At 49.7% G+C, this 18,392-nt stretch carries 13 protein-coding genes; 7 read left to right on the forward strand and 6 right to left on the reverse strand.

Features of this window, described 5'->3' with window-relative positions:
* Window positions 1-73: 73 nt before the first annotated feature.
* Window positions 74-1,030 (reverse strand): site-specific tyrosine recombinase XerD, encoded by a 957-nt coding sequence (gene xerD / locus LDN30_RS00700; protein WP_223926972.1) that lies wholly within the window; start codon window positions 1,028-1,030, stop codon window positions 74-76.
* Between the two features lie 122 nt (window positions 1,031-1,152).
* Here xerD and aroQ point away from each other — a divergent pair, with 122 nt between their 5' ends.
* The 5 genes from aroQ to LDN30_RS00725 all read left to right on the forward strand — a co-directional run bounded on the left by aroQ (window position 1,153) and on the right by LDN30_RS00725 (window position 6,220).
* The gene (gene aroQ / locus LDN30_RS00705) at window positions 1,153-1,575 is read left to right on the forward strand and encodes a type II 3-dehydroquinate dehydratase (protein ID WP_223928439.1); all 423 of its coding nucleotides are present in this window, start codon (window positions 1,153-1,155) and stop codon (window positions 1,573-1,575) included.
* A 41-nt stretch (window positions 1,576-1,616) separates the two neighbouring features.
* On the forward strand, window positions 1,617-2,273 hold the full coding sequence (locus tag LDN30_RS00710) for an O-methyltransferase (RefSeq protein WP_223929406.1): 657 nt from the start codon (window positions 1,617-1,619) through the stop codon (window positions 2,271-2,273).
* 4 nt (window positions 2,274-2,277) lie between these two features.
* Window positions 2,278-2,613: a 30S ribosome-binding factor RbfA gene (rbfA, locus tag LDN30_RS00715; RefSeq protein WP_223926691.1), complete on the forward strand. Its 336-nt coding sequence runs from the start codon at window positions 2,278-2,280 to the stop codon at window positions 2,611-2,613.
* Window positions 2,610-3,836, forward strand: coding sequence for an FtsX-like permease family protein (locus LDN30_RS00720; protein ID WP_223928440.1), 1,227 nt, complete (start codon window positions 2,610-2,612; stop codon window positions 3,834-3,836). Before rbfA ends, LDN30_RS00720 begins: the two co-directional genes overlap by 4 nt.
* 1,238 nt (window positions 3,837-5,074) lie before the next feature.
* Window positions 5,075-6,220: an ISAs1 family transposase gene (locus LDN30_RS00725; protein WP_223925317.1), complete on the forward strand. Its 1,146-nt coding sequence runs from the start codon at window positions 5,075-5,077 to the stop codon at window positions 6,218-6,220.
* 610 nt (window positions 6,221-6,830) lie between these two features.
* Here the strand turns inward: LDN30_RS00725 and LDN30_RS00730 are convergent.
* On the reverse strand, window positions 6,831-7,454 hold the full coding sequence (locus tag LDN30_RS00730) for a DUF4294 domain-containing protein (RefSeq protein WP_306421493.1): 624 nt from the start codon (window positions 7,452-7,454) through the stop codon (window positions 6,831-6,833).
* Window positions 7,455-7,594: 140 nt separating this feature from the next.
* Here LDN30_RS00730 and LDN30_RS00735 point away from each other — a divergent pair, with 140 nt between their 5' ends.
* The gene (locus tag LDN30_RS00735) at window positions 7,595-8,374 is read left to right on the forward strand and encodes a 5'-nucleotidase C-terminal domain-containing protein (RefSeq protein ID WP_373316481.1); all 780 of its coding nucleotides are present in this window, start codon (window positions 7,595-7,597) and stop codon (window positions 8,372-8,374) included.
* Window positions 8,375-8,405: 31 nt separating this feature from the next.
* Entirely contained in the window at window positions 8,406-9,287 is an 882-nt protein-coding gene (locus LDN30_RS00740; RefSeq protein WP_373316525.1) for a bifunctional metallophosphatase/5'-nucleotidase, read from the forward strand.
* 310 nt (window positions 9,288-9,597) lie between these two features.
* On the opposite strand, the gene LDN30_RS00745 is transcribed toward LDN30_RS00740, so the two are convergent.
* Genes LDN30_RS00745 through LDN30_RS00760 form a run of 4 tightly spaced genes read right to left on the reverse strand, consistent with a single transcriptional unit; the run spans window position 9,598 to window position 17,299 of the window.
* A complete protein-coding gene (locus LDN30_RS00745) occupies window positions 9,598-13,494 on the reverse strand; it encodes a type I restriction endonuclease subunit R (protein WP_223926696.1) in 3,897 nt (1,298 codons plus the stop codon).
* Between the two features lie 33 nt (window positions 13,495-13,527).
* Window positions 13,528-14,556, reverse strand: a complete 1,029-nt coding sequence (locus LDN30_RS00750; RefSeq protein WP_223926697.1) for a Fic family protein — start codon at window positions 14,554-14,556, stop codon at window positions 13,528-13,530.
* A 15-nt stretch (window positions 14,557-14,571) separates the two neighbouring features.
* A complete protein-coding gene (locus tag LDN30_RS00755; RefSeq protein WP_223926698.1) occupies window positions 14,572-15,699 on the reverse strand; it encodes a restriction endonuclease subunit S in 1,128 nt (375 codons plus the stop codon).
* Complete coding sequence (locus LDN30_RS00760) at window positions 15,680-17,299, reverse strand: N-6 DNA methylase (protein ID WP_223926699.1); 1,620 nt, start codon at window positions 17,297-17,299, stop codon at window positions 15,680-15,682. The genes LDN30_RS00755 and LDN30_RS00760 overlap by 20 nt, the downstream gene beginning before the upstream one ends.
* Window positions 17,300-18,392: the final 1,093 nt, after the last annotated feature.

Below are 18,392 nucleotides of genomic sequence, written 5' to 3' on the forward strand. Positions count from 1 at the left end.
GTACAGGCATCCACGCTCCGCAATCGTCGGGACGTGGATGTTTTTGTTTTTCGGCGTTCCGGTGTTGCGAAGTCTATATTTTGTCGTTGCCAGCCCGACCGTTTTCTTCGTTGTGGCGGATATTCCGGGGGTGGTGCTGGAGTATCTCGGTCCGCAGTTCCGACATGTCTATGTGGGTGTAAATCACCGTTGTAGCTATGCGTTCGTGGCCGAGCATGGCCTGGATAGCCCGCAGGTCGGCACCACCCTCAAGGAGAGCGGTAGCGAAAGAATGGCGGAAGGTGTGGGGCGAGATGGTTTTCTTTATGCCGGCATCACGCGCATACTGCTTGACCATGATGAGTATCATCGTACGGGTGAGGTGATGACCACGGCGGTTGAGGAACACATAATCCTCCTCACCCGGCTTTATGTTTGTCATCTCGTTACGGTCAGCAAACCAATAAGTTATCTCGTCGATGGCCTTCTGGGATATAGGCACGAGGCGCTGCTTCGACCCTTTGCCCGTGACCCGGATGAAATTATCGTCGAGATAGAGGTCGGAGAGTTTCAGATTGACAAGCTCCGACACACGCAGACCACACGAGAAGAGCACCTCTATGATGGCTTTATTGCGCTGTCCCTCCCACTTTTGCAGGTCGATGGCATCCTCAATCATGTCCACTTCCTTCGTCGACAGTACCTCGGGAAGATGCTCGCCGATATTCGGACTCTCGAGAAGTTCCGTCGGGTCGTCGTCGATAGTACCATCAATGACCAGAAAACGGTAGAACGAGCGCACGCCACTGAGTATCCTGGCCTGCGACTTCGCGCCAATGCCGAGGTCGGCGAGGGTGGCCACGAAGTTCTCGAGGTCGGCGAGTTTCACGGCCGTGAAAGGTATGCACACCTCATTGAGGTAGTCGACGAGATGTGTAAGGTCGTGCATGTAGGCGTCGACGGTGTTCTGCGAGTAGCCACGCTCCAGTTTCAGATAGCGGCGGTACCGGTGCAGGATGGAGGTCGCAGGACTGTTGTCGGACGGTTCCATCTCCACGTTTTCCATTTTATCTTCCTTAATATTTGGCATTCTGACTGATTTTTCCTAAATTTGCACTCTTGTAATATTACCTTACAAAGATAAACAAAAAGGGCGAAAGCAAGACAAGAAATATGAAAATTCTGATTATCAACGGTCCTAATCTCAACCTCCTCGGAGTCCGTGAGCCCGGCATCTACGGCAAGGAGTCGATGGACAGCTACCTCCCGCGGCTCCGCGGTTGCTATCCCGATATCGACATTGAATACTTCCAGAGCAATGTCGAGGGCGAGCTCATCAACAAGATGCAGGAGGTGGGATTCAGCTACGACGGTATCGTCCTCAACGCCGGTGCCTACACCCACACGTCGATAGCCATTCTCGACTGCATACGGTCGCTGCGAACACCCGTTGTGGAGGTTCACATCAGCAATGTCAACGATCGCGAGGAGTACCGCCGCCACTCCATGATCGGCCCGGGATGCAAAGGCACCATCCAGGGCTTCGGCCTCGACAGCTACCGGCTGGCCATCGAAGCACTGTTGGGACAGCGATGAAAGGCAGCACCATCAATCCCGCCGGCTTTCAGGCTCCCGCCATGCTTCACGACGAGCGTGACGAGGCCCTCACCGCGTACATCGAAGGTCATATTACGCCCGAAGACGACTACCTGCACCGGCTGTGGCGGGCCACGAACATCCACACCATCCACGGACGTATGGCCTCTGGTCATCTCCAGGGCGAACTGCTGAAGATGCTCGTCATGATGGCGCGCCCCGACAATATCCTTGAGGTCGGCACCTTCTCGGGCTACAGTGCCATCTGTCTGGCACGCGGACTGAAGGCCATTGGGGGCAGAAAGCTCTACACGTTCGAGATCAACGACGAGATGGAGGACTTCACACGCCCCTGGCTCGAAGGCTCCGACGTGGCGTCGTTCATCGACTTCCGCATCGGCGACGCAAACATTGAGGCTCCAAAACTCGGTGTTATGTTCGACATGGCCTTTCTCGACGGCGACAAAAGGACATATTGTTCTACCTACGATACGATATTTCCGCTGATGAACAAAGGTGGCATAATTCTTGCCGACAACACCCTGTGGGACGGTCATGTCGTCGACCACGACTACGACCACGACTCACAAACCGCGGGCATCCGCAACTTTAACGACAAAGTGGCCGCCGACACGAGGGTCGAGAACGTCATCCTCCCCGAACGCGACGGTCTTACAATCATTAGAATAAAACAATAAAACTATGCAAGAAACAAGACAAAACAGAATAGCAAGGCTCCTGCAGAAGGAGTTAGCAACAATCTTCCAGCAGCAGACAAGGCAGACTCACGGTGTCTTAGTGAGCGTCACAAGAGTGCGTATCAGTCCCGACCTGAGCATCTGCACAGCCTATCTGAGCATCTTCCCGTCGGAGAAAGCGGAGGATCTGCTGAAGAATATCAATGCCAACGAGAAGTCCATACGCTACGACCTCGGTCGCCGCGTACACAACCAGCTGCGCATCATTCCGGAGCTGCGATTCCATCTCGACGACTCGCTCGACTACATAGAGCACATTGACGAACTGCTGAAGAAATGAATTTCCCCCTATACATTGCAAAGAGGTATATCTTCTCGAAGAAGAGTACACACGCAATAAACATCATCAGCATCATCTCCGTCCTCGGCGTTGCCGTTGCCACCACTGCCCTTGTGGTTATCCTCAGTGGCTTCAACGGTTTCGCCGACCTCGTAGCGTCGTTCTTCACCAATTTCGACCCGCAGATAAAGGTGCAGCCGGCCGAGGGCAAGACGATGAAAGCCGACGACCCCAAGCTCCTGAAGCTGTGTTCGCTGCCTGAGGTTGCAAACTCATCGGCATGCCTTGAGGATCAGGCTCTTGCCGTATATCAGGACCACCAGCAGATGGTTATGATAAAAGGTGTCGACGACAACTTTGCCGACCTCAGCGGGATAAAGAACATCCTCTATGGCAACGGCGACTACAGTCTGCATGCCGCCGACCTCGAATATGGCATTCCCGGCATCGGCCTGGCCCAGCTTATGGGTCTCGGCAGCCAGTGGCAGGGCTATATGCGCATCTACGCGCCACGCCGTCAGGGTCAGCTCGATATGAGTGATCCCGACAATGCCTTCACCGTCGACTCACTGTTGTCGGCAGGTGTGGTGTTTCAGGTCAAGCAAGGCAAATATGACCGCAACTACATGATTACCTCGCTCCACTTCGCCCAGAAGCTCTTCCGCAGTCAGGGCGAGGTGTCGTCGATGGAGTTCCGACTGAAAGCCGGTGAGGATGTCGATAAGGTCAAGGAGAAGATGAAGTCGCTCCTCGGCCCTTCCTACACCGTCAAAGACCGCTATGAACAGCAGGCCGATACGTTCAAGATTATGAAAGTGGAGAAACTCTTCGCATATATCTTCCTGACGTTCATCCTCGTCATTGCCTGCTTCAACATCATCGGCAGCCTGTCGATGCTCATTATCGACAAGAAATCCGACATAATAACCCTCCGCAACCTCGGTGCCACGAACAAGCAGATTCGCCGTGTGTTCCTCTTCGAGGGCAGGATGATCTCCGTCGCGGGAGCCGTTATCGGCATCGCCGTCGGACTGCTCCTTTGCTGGCTGCAACAGAGATACGGCATTGTGCGACTCGGCGACGAGGCCGGCAACTTCGTTATCAACGCCTATCCCATCAGCGTTCATCCCGTCGACATCCTCACAATCTTCGTCACCGTCATTGCCGTAGGCTGGCTTGCCGTATGGTATCCGGTCAGGAGATTCACCACAAAGATAGAATAAACGTTTCAGCAATAACAGTTGTCCTGCCCCAACGGGTGGGACAACTGTTTTATTATCGGTTGCTCAACGTACCAAACTGTAGATCAGATATTTGTATCGCTACAGTTCCACTATATTAAACGATAGAGAAACCACTTCTATCTTTATCATTTACCACCAGTAACCGATAGGAAAACCCATAAAAACTCCTCAACTTGCAGGACAACAAGTCTGACATCGTCATGCCACTACCAGCCCCGACGGGGCTGAATCGTCAATAACCCCGGACTAAGCGAGCGATAGCGAGCGCAGTCCGGGGAAAAGGAATGCAGAAGGAACAATCATTCAGTGCCTCGAAGACGCACAATAGCACGGAGTGCGCAAAAGCAAATATGTTTCTGCGCATTCCGCTAATCAACCTCTCCGAGGCTGGTCGTGGATATCTTGCGTCTACGTTTACCCCAAGACTGCGGTCGCTGCGCTCCCTTAGTCTGGGGTTATTGAGAATTAAGCCCCCTCGGGGCTTTGAGTTGGCTAAATTAAAATCGTGGTCTTCAGGTATGGTGAAGACGTAACCAATTTCAAGCCGTCGGGGCTTTGCGCTGGCTGAGTTAAAATCGTGGTCTTCAGGTATGGTGAAGACGTAACCAATTTCAAGCCGTCGGGGCTTTGCGTTGGCAGAGTAAAAATCGTGGCCTCCAGGGATAGTGAACCGTAGCCAACTTCAAGCCACCGGTGCTTTACGTTGGCAGAGTAAAAATCGCGGCGTCAGCGGTTTTCCCGGTTTTCCTTGCCGTGATGCAAGCCTGAGGAACGAAGGCTGTTTCTTCCCGGTGCCCACTTGCCGAAGCTTGCATCTAAACAAGTCGGCACCGGGAAGAAACATAGGGCGCAGCCCATGCATCACGGCAAGGGTTTTTACAAGGGCTCTTTCATTTAAGCCGACATAGAAGACAATATGTCACAATGTAATCCGTTTAAATGAATGTGACGATAGGCACAAACGCCCGAAGGCGGTTTCTCAACCGCCAGGCTCTTAATACCTTTTGTCATATATTTTTATTTTTGAAGAGGGGGTTTATGGTATTTGTGCGATTAGTGCACTTTGTGCCCCCTCTTCTTTTTACACTGCAAAGATACAAAATAATTAGCTAATAACCAAACAATTACGCACTTTTATCATCTCGGATGCAACTTTTTCTTCCCTATAAGGGATTAAGAGTTTGGCGGTTGAAAAACCGCATTTGCTGAGCCGAGATTTGTTAAATTTTATCCACTCAGTACCAGATTATCGTAGGATGAACAAAGGCAACTGTAAACACAAGTTGTCCGACATGCTTCTGCTGGTTATTTTGGCCAGGGCATGCGGCTGCGAGACTCGCAAGGACATTGTGGCCTTTGGAACGATCCATTTGAGCTACTTGCAAGACCACCTCGGCATTCTTGCTAAGGGATGTCCGTCCGAGCCCACACTTTGCAGGATGGAAGGTGGAATCGACGACATTACTTTGGCCTCTTTGGTTTCGACATTATCACGAAAATACGTGTCGGAGCATGATGGAGCAAACAGACGGCACATTGCAATTGACGGCAAGTTCATGCTGGGTACGAAAATTGGCGACGGACGCTCTCCTGATGTTGTGACTGCTTTCAGCGTGACCGACCGGTTGCCGCTTGACACTGAAATGTGTGAGGTGAAAAGCAATGAGATAAAGGCTGTGCCCAAAATCATAGAGCGGGCTGACTACATGAATGGATGCGTTATAACTGCGGATGCCATGTCGTGCCAAAGTTCTATCATCAAAGGCATCGTCGGGAAGGGAGCTGACTATCTTATTGCGCTGAAAGCCAACCAGAAAGCAGCAAGATGGTCGGTAGAGGACGCTGTGCCTACGCTGCATCCTAACGACGAATGGAAGACGGAGTGGGAACTTGCCCACGGGAGGCTGTACCAACGCCGATGCCGTGTATATTCAGACATATCCGGTATCAAGGCGCTTGAAAAATTCCTCAATGTCAAGGCTGTGATTGCCATAGACACGCATACGATTGAAAAGAAAAGCGGAACGGAACAAAAACAGACGAGGTACTATATAACCAGTTTGGAAGAAAGGGCACAGACTTTGGATCGAATCAGCCGCATGCACTGGGGAATCGAGAACAATCTCCATTGGACGCTGGATGCAAGAATGCGCCAGGACCGCACAAAGAGAAAAGAAACAAAGTCGGCCAGAAACTTGGACTCGATCCAGAAGCTTGTTTATATCATCTACACCATAGCCTCCAAAAAGCACCTGCCAGAGACCATCAGAAAGAGGAAAGAACTCTTTAAAGTCAAGTTCTCAGCCATTGCATCTTACGCCAAGAACAGCTTGGCCTATGCTATTTCTCTTCTCAGTCTGTAGAGGTCGTTAATTTTGAGGGATATATAATAAGCCCTAAGCTACATCCAGCTTGGGTAGGGGATACTTTATCCATTGGTCATCAGACCTTTACTACAAATAGCATTTCTGCGGTAAAGCGGAGACTGAGCAACAATCATGCCATGTCAGTCTAAATTTAAATGAAAGAACCGTAGGGTTTTTACCGGTTTTTGTCGGAAAAAGATGCCATTTCCTGACTTTGCGGTCTTTGCGGCTTTGCGAGAGGAAATCACCGACGTGGCAGTAGGATGGGGATAAACCCCATCCCTACTGGTGGCGGAATGCGGCAACGTGTTAATTATCAATGTGTTGCACAAATCCGCCGACGTGGTATAGGTAGGCAGAATTAGGACTGTCCGAATCTATGCAATTTTCTCGGATTGCCCCTAACCAGCCTAAGCCGCCCTGCAAAAGGATCACGACGGTAATACGTTTGGCCTTGAAACGAAGAGTTATCGCTTTAGCGTGTTTTCAAGGTTTTTCTCTTAATTTATAAATCTTCATTCAAAGAGGATACCATCGCGTGAAACTGCCTATGCGTCACCCCAAATCATCACAAACAGATCATTATGTGCTCGAAGTCAGGAAATATCTACAGCTGTCCGGCCTCAACCTGCAGGACGACACGCTCTATCAGACGGTCCCTGCCATTAGGCTCGTACCGCTTCTTCAGACTTGCACCGAAGAGTCCCGCAAAGGTCTGGTAGATACCTGCACGCAGGGGACCGAAGAAAGCCTTCACAATCTCGTAGGACGTCTGTCCGCACTCCCTGTCAACGAGTTTTATTAGCAGCTTACCCTGACTGTAGGTAAGCTCGTTCTTCAGCTTTTTATAGTACTGTTTCTTTATGCCTGCCTCCACCCGGTTGACCTGAGCCTGACGTTCCTTGGGGTCAGGGATAGTCTGCAGGTACTCCTCCGTCTCGAATATGATGAGTTTCACCTGCTTAGCGTAGGGCAGCACCTTCTTGATGTTACGCACAAGACGATAGTAAGCCTGCCGTTCGGCTTCGTTCTTAAACACCAATGGGGCCATCTTCACGAAGGGCTCCGAGCGCCGTATATACTGCACCGAGTCGCCGTTCTGCATCACCTTTCCCACATACAAGTCGGGAACATAGCGCGGCCCCACAGGCATGGGGTCGGCATCGGTGGCCTGAGCCGATGCACTGAGCACGGCAAAGGCGGCAACAAGCGTAAGTATTAGTCTCTTCATATCCATTATGGATGCAAAAGTAGCTATTATTTTCCGTCCGTCGTCCATTTTTAGCATAATTTTAAGGTTTATTGTTCCATTGCCTTTTTATTTTTAAGTAACTTTGTCGTGAAAATAAATCACATCATTATTAAATGATTATGACCCACATCAGAACAAGTCTTATCCTTGCCGCGGGATTGCTCCTGACGGCCTGTGGCTCTGCGACATACGTTACGTCGGGCAGCCGTGTGCTCATCGACTCACGCTACGACGCCCACCCCGACAGCGCAGCAGCAGCGTTCATAGCCCCCTACAAGGCCCGTGTCGATTCGATAATGAATCCCATCGTCGGATATGCGGCCACCGATATGTCGTGCCATCAGCCCGAAAGCTCACAGTCGAACCTCTACACTGACATCCTTGTATGGAGCAGCAGCAAGTTCAACGAGCATCCCGACTTCGGCGTATATAATGTCGGCGGCATACGCGCCGCACTGTCGAAAGGGGCCGTCACCGTCGGCGACATCCTCGATACGGCACCTTTCGAGAACAAGATCTGCTTCCTCACGCTCAGCGGCGATAAGGTCTTAGAGCTCTTCCGGCAGATTACCGGTCAGGGGGGACAGGGCCTCAGCCATTCCGTACGCCTCGTGATGGATAAGCACGGCCGGCTGCTCAGCGCTAAAATCAATGGCCGCGATGTCGACCCTAAAGCGTCCTACCGCATCGTAACCCTCGACTACATAGCCCAGGGCAACGACAAGATGGAAGCTTTCAAGGCCAAGACAGCCGTCGTCTCACCGCAGTCGGAGGAGAACAACGTGCGATATCTCATCATGGACTACTTCCGAACGATGATGAAAGAAGGCCGGAAAGTGGAATCAAAGGTCGAAGGCCGTATCACTGTAGCCCCCGACAGCCCGACAGCAACGAACTAATATGTCCAACCCATCAACAGAGAATATTCCCATGATACCATCACCATCAATACCCCACCAGACCTCACTGCTCCGCATCCTCCTCGCCACCGTCGTCGCCATAGCCCTCACCGGCACCCTCGGCAGCTGTGGAGGAGCACGTGAGCTCACCATCCTCCACACCAACGACACCCACAGTCAGATCTATCCCCTTCCCGTCAACCTCGCCGATACCGCCAAAGCCGGACGCGGAGGATTCCTCCGCCGCATAGCAATGATCAAGGAAGAGCGCGCAAAGAACCCCGACCTGCTGCTCTTCGACAGTGGCGACTTCTCGCAGGGCAGCCCCTACTACACCCTCTTCAAGGGCGATGTCGAGGCAGGACTGATGAACGAGATGCACTACGACGCCGGAACCATCGGCAACCATGAGTTCGACTTCGGACTGGAGAATATGGCACGCGTGTTCCGAGAACTCAAATTCCCGATACTCTGCGCCAACTACGACTTCACCGGCACACCCGTCGATGGCACAGTGAAGAAGAACACCATCATCCACCGAAAGGGATTCAAGATTGGCGTCTTCGGCATCTGCCCAAAGATGGACGGCCTCGTCGACGTGAATAAATGCCGTGGAGTGAAATTCCTCGACCCGATAAAGTGCGCACAGGAGCAGGTCGACGAACTGCGAAAGGAGGGCTGCAACTACATCATCTGCATCTCGCACTTAGGCTGGACCAATTATCCCGACCTCGTCACCGACCAGAAACTCATTGCCGCTACCCACGGCATCGACCTCGTTCTCGGCGGCCACAGCCACACGTTCTTCACCCATCTCGAATACGTCAAGGACAAGAACGGTACCATGGTGCCCGTCGACCAGAACGGAAAGTCGGGAATCTACATCGGAAAGATACACGTCACGAAGAAATAACGCCTGACTTCGTCAATGCGTCACTCTGAATCGAGAATAAGTTTTTGGAAAATAGTCATGTACAGGCTTTAGCTCCCCATGGAGCGTAAGCCTGTACATGATTTTCTTTTCCTTTATCATCTGGAGATGGCAAGGCAATATGAGCCAAGACAAAGACATTGACTGTCTGCCGGGCTGTTAAAGAGGGATGCCATTCCATAATTCGTAATTGCGTCTCCATCAATTGCTGAAATAACCAATTTGTGGAATGAACTTAATACTTTATGCAATAGGTACGTTCATCATGAATACTCTTTGAAATCATACTTTTCTATGGTTCAATAAAGACGGGCATACCTTTTATACTCCCGCCCCTAACCTGCAAAATGTGATTTATTAGGTGACCTTCAGACAACGTTGTCAAGTCTTTGTCCAGAGGACTAATACTGAATACCATATAACTCTTACGCTGAGGGTTAGGATAATCCACCTGCCTCATCTCTTCTTTGCTCATCTCCCTATGACTTACGATAGAGAAAGCCTTTAGATTGTCTGTGTTCTTCGAATCATAAAGTAGCAGATAAGCAGTTTCGTCAAAAAGAGCCTTCTTATCAGCAACAGACCCTTTGCTATTACCTATCCTTACGTTGTAAAGATTGTGTGAAAGAATCCATTGGCGTTGCCGTTTGTCTTTCGCACAGCCCACTAACACCGTTTTCCCTTCGAAGAAGTCTGAAATTTGACGGTCGAAATTGTTCCAGCGATAACAGAGGAAATCTTCGGCCGCGAGGTCACCTACCTCCTCCATCTCAGGATGGATGTACAGCGAAGTCGTGCCGACCATATCTGTTTTCGTCAGCGTCGTGTTAGTATGTGTGCCCTCATTGTCATTAGATGTCTCATTTTCCTTGAAGTTCTCTACTTGCCCCATCACCTCTCTGAACACTTCGGGTGTGTACTGCGGTGGATAGCCGTTCTTGACAAGGCATATCTTGATATCGAGCTTTAGCTGGTCTCGCACGCGCTGGTTGTTGAGCCAGTCGGCGAAAGACGACTTTGTATCGATAATTTCACGTATCTGAGCTGCAAGACTTTTACATTTAGCGTTGACCAAGATACCATTCTGTGGCTTGTCCTCGCCATAAACAAAGTTATACTTGTCTCTCAGATGAATGAGAATGTCGTAGAACGCTTTCTCCTCGAAAGTAAGACCAAGTTTACGGAAGCTGTCTCGGTCAGCTTGCATTGCTTTGAGGATCGACAGTGCCTGATCCGTGGCATTGCTGATGATGCTCTCTGCTGTTACCTCCTGTGTGGCCGTTGCCTCCTGCTCGGATAGGAACCGACGACGATTATGATACTCCTGTATGGTTGCCTCCAACAGATCGGAATATTTGTGTGAGGCCACTCCATTGGTCTTTCCATACTCAGTGATTTGCTTGCGCAGCAACTTAATGAGCAGTTCGAGCTTGGTAGCGGGCATCTTGACATCTGAAAGGTTCTCCACAAACTCAGGACTGAAAACATCCGTCTGTTCACCCTCTTCCAGAACATTCTCTATGTTGTTGTAGCGCAAAGCCTCCTCGACCATCTTGGCGACTCTCCGGTTCATGGTATCGGTATCGGGAGCGTCGGTTCCGTTCATCTTATACACCATGCCGGCAATGGCCATAAAGCACTGGGCCAGTGCCGATTCTTCCTCGCCCAACTCACCCGACGGCTGGCAGATGTCGTAGGCTTTCCTCATTCGTTTTACCTCTTTGAGAAAGTAGGTCTTGAAGCTAACCTTTCGTTTCTTCTTCCCATCGTTGCTGACCGTATTAAGCACTTGGGTAGAGGCAAAGACATACTCAGCCGCGCGTGCCAACAACCTATACCGCTCAGCGGGGTCGGTGTTGGCATGAAGGAATGGAGAAAGGTCATAATTCTTGAACAGTGTTTTCAGTATGGCCAAGTGTTCACGGAAGATGACGGTAGCCTGTTCTACGTCGTCCTCACTGGGAGCCAGACTGTTGTCACCGCTACTGTACATCTTCATCGCCTCCATCATTTGGTCGTGTATGCCGATATAATCCACTATCAGACCATATTCCTTTCCGGGATACTTTCGGTTTACACGGCTGATAGTCTGAATGAGTCCGTGCTTCTGTAGTGGTTTGTCGTTATACAGATAAGTAAGGCTTTCTACATCGAAACCTGTAATCCACATATCAACTACGATGACGAGACGGAAGTTGGAGTGAGGTTGCTTGAAAGCCGCGTCGAGGGCATCCGACCGCTTGTCGTTGCTCACGCCTCCAAGATATTCATACATATCCTTGGGGTCGTTGCTGCCTACGCTGGCCACCATGGCAATGGTTGGCATATCGCTGAGAGTCTTCAGTTCCTCGGGCGAGACCGAAACACCCTTGGGAGCTTTCCGCTCTACAAACCAGTCGGGATAGTGATCTTTAAACTTCATGAGCAGGTCGTAGGCTATCTTTCTGTTGGCACACACTATCATAGCTTTCTGCACCCGTTCCGGGTCATTGGCCACAGAGGCCGTGTAGTGGTCGTGAATGTCGACAGCCAGACGATCAAGCCGTCCCGGCTCACCGAGTATCACCTCCAATGAGCTCATGGCCTTCTTGCTCCGCTCCACATCCTGCGGTGTCGACCCCTCATCGGCGCATTTGGCATAGTAAGCCTCTATCTCCTTCACTCTGTCCTCATTGAGCAGCACCTTAGCAATGCGCGGGCAATATTTTATAGGTACAGTAATACCGTCTGCCACCGACTGGTCCATGGTATAGCGGTCTATCTCCTCTCCAAAAGTTTGGTAGGTCTCGGCGATAGGTGTGCCGGTGAAACCTACGAAGGTAGCATGAGGCAGGGCCTCACGCAGCACCTTGGCATAAGGTCTGGAGATTAAAGCCCTCATGTTGTCGTTGGCATTGCCGCTGAACTGTATGCGGCGAGAGCCTTCTATCTGTGTACGGTGAGCCTCGTCGCTGAAGCAGATGATGTTGGAACGGTCGTTGATGAGCCCGATAGGATCATCAGCCCTGTCGCAAAACTTCTGTATGGTACAGATGAAAAAGCCACCGCTCTGCCTTGCCCCGAGTTCCTGTCTGAGGGCTTTGCGGTCGGCAACGGTTGTCACCTCTCCCAGCCCGAGATACTCTGTGCTCTTGGTGAAGAGTTTGGCTCCCTGCTTCTGCAGGTCGTCACGGTCCACTATCATCAATATTGTGGGCGATCCCAACTCCTTGCTGCAACGCATGGCAAGTTGTCGGGCAAGAAAAGCCATGGTATAGGTCTTGCCGCACCCCGTGGCACCAAAGTAGGTGCCGCCTTTTCCGCTCTGTCTGCTCACCGCTTGTAGGATACTCTCGCGGAGCAGCCGGGCAGCGAAGAACTGAGGATAACGGCATACGATCTCCACCTCGTCGTGATCGTAGTTGCGGTCTTGGAAATAGATGTAGTCGCGGAATATCTCCAGGAACCGTTCCTGACGGAACACGCCACGCACCATGGTATCGAGTTCGTCAAAAGGCATGGTCGATACCTTATCGCCGTTTTCTACGCGTCTCCAGGCGTAGAAGTGCTCGTAGGGAGCCCTTACCGTGCCTAACCGCGTTTTCACTCCATCGCTGATACAAGCCAGCGGACAGTAGTGAAGCAGGGCGGGAATGTCGCGCCAGTATCTGGTGTTCACCTGTTCCCACGCATCCTCTATGGTAGCATTGGCATCAGCTGGATTCTTCAGTTCGAAGATGCATACAGGCAAGCCGTTGGCATAGAGTAGCACATCGGGACGACGAGTCTTTGTTTCGCCATTATTGACATATTCCACCGACAACTGGTTGACAACACGGAAGATATTGCGCTTCGGTCGATCAAAGTCAAGGAGCGGCACCATCATCGGCATACCCTGACTGGAGATAAACTGCATTCCGTTGACCATCCACCCGTACATCTTATGCAACGTGGCAAAATGCGACTCACCACCCACGAGCCTCACCTTGTCGGCAATGCTGAGGATGTCGTCGTTGTCGAGTGTGGGACAGGCATCTTTCAGAAAGGTGAGGAGGTCATCGGCATAGACTACCTCCCTAAGGTTGTCTCTCGGTATCTCGTCGCCGGGGATATATTGCCAGCCTTCGTGTTCCAAGAGCGTGATGAGTGCATTCTCATAATCACTCTCCACGAAATGGCCGTTCATTTTTATCAATTTCGTTTTTGCCATAGTTGCAGACTTTATGTTGTTTCCGTCAAAACCTTATTTGTTGATTTTCCAATACCCCATCTTATTTCCACCTACACGTTCTATCAGCCGGCAATCACGTAGTGTTGCAATGTGCTTGCGGACCATTCGGTCGCTGATGTCCAACGCCAGTCCAATCTCGCTTGTTGTAGCATGAGGGGTTGCCTTAATCTGTAGATAGACCTCCCAACATGCATTGGAAATATCGGGGTATAGCATCCGGAGTCTATTAGGAACTTTATTAGGAACTTTATTAGGAACTCCAGGCACTTGTTTATTCTTCAATGGCTTTCCTTGATGAGCCTTTAGCGCGTTGTAGATTTCCTGCATCATAAAGTCGATAAAAGGACCTGACTCTCCGGCTTTGGTGCTCGCAGTGATGGCATCGTAGTAGGCTTGCTGATTTGCATACACCATGTTTTCTACTGGCAGATGTTCGAAGAGAGGATGCAGCTTGCCCAAGATGAGAGATTGCCATAGGCGCCCCATTCGTCCGTTGCCGTCGATGAATGGATGGATAAACTCAAACTCGTAGTGGAACACACATGAGCGTACGAGCAAGTGGTCGTTTGAATGCTTCAGCCAGTCGAAGAGGTCGCCCATCAGCATGGGTACGCGGTCGGCCGGTGGAGCCAGGTGTACCAATCCCTGTTCACCAAACACACCCACGCCGCCACGGCGATAGTGTCCTGCGTTATCCACCAGTGCCTGCATCATCACTCCATGAGCCCTCAACAGATCATTCTCCTTGAAAGCATCCAGTTGAGAAAAAAGCTCATAGGTAGCAATGGCGTTCTTCACTTCTTGTATTTCTCTGATGGGAGCCACTACCGTCTTTCCATCTATGATGTCGCGCACCTCATCTTCACTCAGCTTGTTACCCTCAATGGCGAGAGAAGAATGTATCGTCTTCACGCGGTTTATCTTACGGAGCAGCAATCCATCCTCTTGTTCCAGACGGATGGCATAACGCTCTATCAGACCTGCGATATCGGCTATCAGGTTAATAGCCTTGGCACTTACTGTAAATGGTGGCGTATACATGTTTCCTATTTTTTATCAGTTTCCGGTTTCCAAGGAACCTTTGATGAGCACAGGGCAGAGACGGTTGATTTGTGCCTTCAGCTCCTCGACGATGCGCTGGCGCTCCAAGTAACACTTGAAAAATTCAACTAAATTCTTTTGTATCTTTATATCAGGTAGAGGAATTCTCATGTCGAAGAAACGTTCTATATCTAAATTAGAACGTATACTTCCGTCACTGGCAAACCATCCATATCTATCAGTCTCCTGTCTTGAAAACCATAGTAGGACGTATTGGCTCAATGCTTTATCGTTTTTTACGGCTAACACTATGTAGGCGGGAGAAACAATAACTGGTTCGTTCCTTTCATTCAGTGCAATTCTGATACATTTATCTCTACCAGTTTGCATTCCGCTAAAAGCAAACTGATTATTTTCCACAATTTTATAATTACGTATGCTGTCTGTATCAATATTCGCAACCGTAGGAAAAAAGGCTTTATTGATATTTATGCCTTTTACCTCTGTATACTTCATATCTTTATTCCGCTTATCTACCGGACGCAGAATATCTTTTACCCTTACATATGCTACTGTCTTTTTCAGTCTGTCCATATATCCGTCGCAGACAGTTTTCAGCTCGTCCACCTTACTTTGATAAGCGGCAAGATTATTCTGCATGGCCAAATATACGTCAACGTATTTACGCTGCACGTCAAGAGGAGGAAGGGTGATATTAAAATCGCAAAGGTCTTGCCAATTGTAAAATTCTGTAGAGCTACCCCATGAATTGGTGATAACGAATCTATCAAACTCTGATCTACAAAAATACATATAAAGCCATTCTTTCAGAATAATATCTTCACAGACATCCTTGATTCGAAATACAACATAATCCTCGGTAAAGATATGTGGCACAGAATCATAATTGTAAGTTATGCTGAATTTACTTCCATTTCTGGATGTCCTATGATTAAAGACGAAATTATCTGGTCTAACAATCTTAAACTTCGATAAGTCTCGACCGCTCAAATCAGCTTTCGTTCTCATCATCTCTTTTAGATTGTTAATACCCCTGACATCCTTAGGCCCATACTTGCTCTCAGAATTAGTTTCTTCAACCAACTCTATCAGCTCCCCCAATTTATATTTCCTCAATGCCATATCCAATCCCTTTAAAAGCCTCTTCGAGCATACGCTGCGATTCTTTTTCTCTCTTAAGGAGCTGTTTCATTTCCTGCTGAATACGAGCCATCTCCTTTGGATAGTCTATCTCTAAATCGTGGTCGATGAATTCGATATACTTACTGGGCACGAGCGACCAATCGTTGTCCTCTATCTCCTTGATACCGACGGAGCGATAGAGCTCCGGCTCGGCGAAGTGTTGTCCATCGGTGCCCTCGCTCTGCCATTGATGGTAGAGATCAGCCACACGGTGTATCTGCTGCTCATCAAGCAGCACCTTTTTCTTTTGCTCACCTTTCACGGCATTGTCCGTCCACCGGCGCAAGTCCATGAAGAGAATCTCATGCTGACGGTCGCGCAGCTGTCGTCCATGATATGTGCCGCCCCGCTTGTTCTGGTTGAGTATCCAGAACGTCACGCTGATATCGGTAGTGATGAAGAGTTCACGGGGAAGGATGATGATGGCCTCCACCTTGTCATTCTCAATGAGTTTCTGTCGGATTTCTTTGGCATCGGTATCTCCCAACGCACCATTGGCGAGCAGAAAGCCCGCCACCCCCGACAAAGGCCTGAGATGAGAGAGAATGTGAAGAATCCACGCATAGTTGGCATTGCTCTGTGGCGGCAGTCCATAGTCGGCCCAACGTGGGTCGGTGCGCAGATTGTCGTCCCACCATCCTTTAAGATTGAAAGGTGGGTTGGCCATGATATAGTCGAAGTAGAGACCACGGTGAAGATCGTTGGTGAAGGTGGAGTCGCTCTCCGGTCCAAGATTATTGCTTATGCCCCGCAATGCCAGGTTCATCTTGGCCAGCCGGTAGGTGGCTGCTTCCTTCTCCTGTCCATACACGTTGATGCGGCTGATGTCGCCCTGCTTCGACTCCACCAGCTCCGCACTCTGAATGAACATGCCGCCAGACCCGCAGCAAGGGTCGTAGAGCGTACCGTCAAAAGGCTCTATCACCGTAGCGATGAGACGCACCACGTCATGGGGCGTATAGAATTCTCCTTCCTCCTTAGTGGCATTGACGGCAAACTCCTTGAGGAAATATTCATACACATGCCCTATGAGGTCCTTCTCCTCGCCAAAAGCCTTATGGCTGATTTTGTTGATCTCATCCACGACACGCTTGATGTCGTTGGGAGCGAGATTGCGCTGCGTGAAGGTGCCCTCCACGAAGCAGCCTCTTAGCTCGGGCGTATTCTCGTCGATGCTTTTGAGCGCCGTGTCGAGGGCTACGTTGAGTTGCGGCGCCGGGGTGTTGATGATAGTGGACCACCGTGCCTCCACAGCTAAATTGAATGTGCCGTCGGCGAAGGTGGGATCGTCGAAGAAACATGAGTGTATGTTCTCGTCGTCGGGGTCAAGTCCCTGACTCGCAAGATAGGCACGCAGCCGCTCCACGCCATCCTCATATTTCTCACCGACGAAACGCAGGAAGACCAGCGTGAGCATCATATCACGCTTTTCGAAGAACGATCCGGAGTTCTTGGCCTGACGGAGTATGTCCCTGCACTTGAAGAGAATATTGTCGAGGCTTAATGCCTCTTGCTTTGTATTTTTAGTTTTCTTTGCCATGTATATTGTTTGAAACCTGTTGCCGGAGCAACTCCGGCCAACAGGTAAGATAATGCAAACTTACACAAATAATTTGTAAATCAAGAAGAAAAGAAGAAAAAGTGTGTCGCATTGACGACATACGCTCCTCTCTATGGTCTATTCCTGATTAGCACATTGGATATTTCCTGTGAGCGGCACCTTTCCGCGCCATCAGCGTTTTGTGGTTTTCCTTGGTGTGATGCAAGCCTGAGGAACGAAAGCTTTTTTCTTGGCGCTGTCGGATTATCGAAACTCGCTTCGAAGCAAGCCGACAGCCGGAAAAAATATAGTGCGCACTCCTTGCATCACGGCAAGGATTTTACCGGTTATTGTCAGGATAGCTTACAGTAGAAATTAACCGCGTGCGGCGTGTACGTGCAACACATTGATTATCAACATATTATTAACGCAATACGCATACGTATCACCATATCATACCCATTATTGACAAACGCCCGTCACCATCGCCCGCATTAACAATCGGGCATCGACATATATCTGACCAATTTGTGGAATGATTCTGTGCTTTTCGTAATGCAAAGATACAAATTTTTTGAGGCGAATGCAAGTATTTTCGAAAATATTTTTTTCGATGTTGTGATATTTCACAAGCAAGCCATAACGGTTATGAAATGAAAATACTATTAATGCAGACATTATCCGTCGACTAAATGTAAACAAAAAACTTTCATAAATTATTCGCCTTTTTTCTTATTATTTGACAAGCTGAGGTCGGTACAATGAGAATTACTCAAGATTCGGAAGTAGGATGTTCAATTTCTTGTACCCACTTTTTAATGAGTTCTTGAATACAACTCGTGGGGAAACATATTGTCGTGGCTTCGCCAATGCGTGACCTCCAATCCCCCAAATGGTAATGGAAAATTGTCATGGACAGGTTTTTCCCCGTAGGGTGTGAGGCGCCAAAGGTGTGGGTCTGAAGTGACGGGGGTAGCCGGCGAGCTTGCTCGTAAGGCTACCCCCGTCACTTCAGACCCATAGCTCCGTTAGGAGAGTAAGCCTGGACATGACCATTTTCCTTCCCCTTTACATATCAACTTACCATGAATCC

Origin of the sequence: Prevotella lacticifex, assembly GCF_019973375.1 — a bacterium.
In the GTDB taxonomy this organism is placed as follows: domain Bacteria; phylum Bacteroidota; class Bacteroidia; order Bacteroidales; family Bacteroidaceae; genus Prevotella; species Prevotella lacticifex.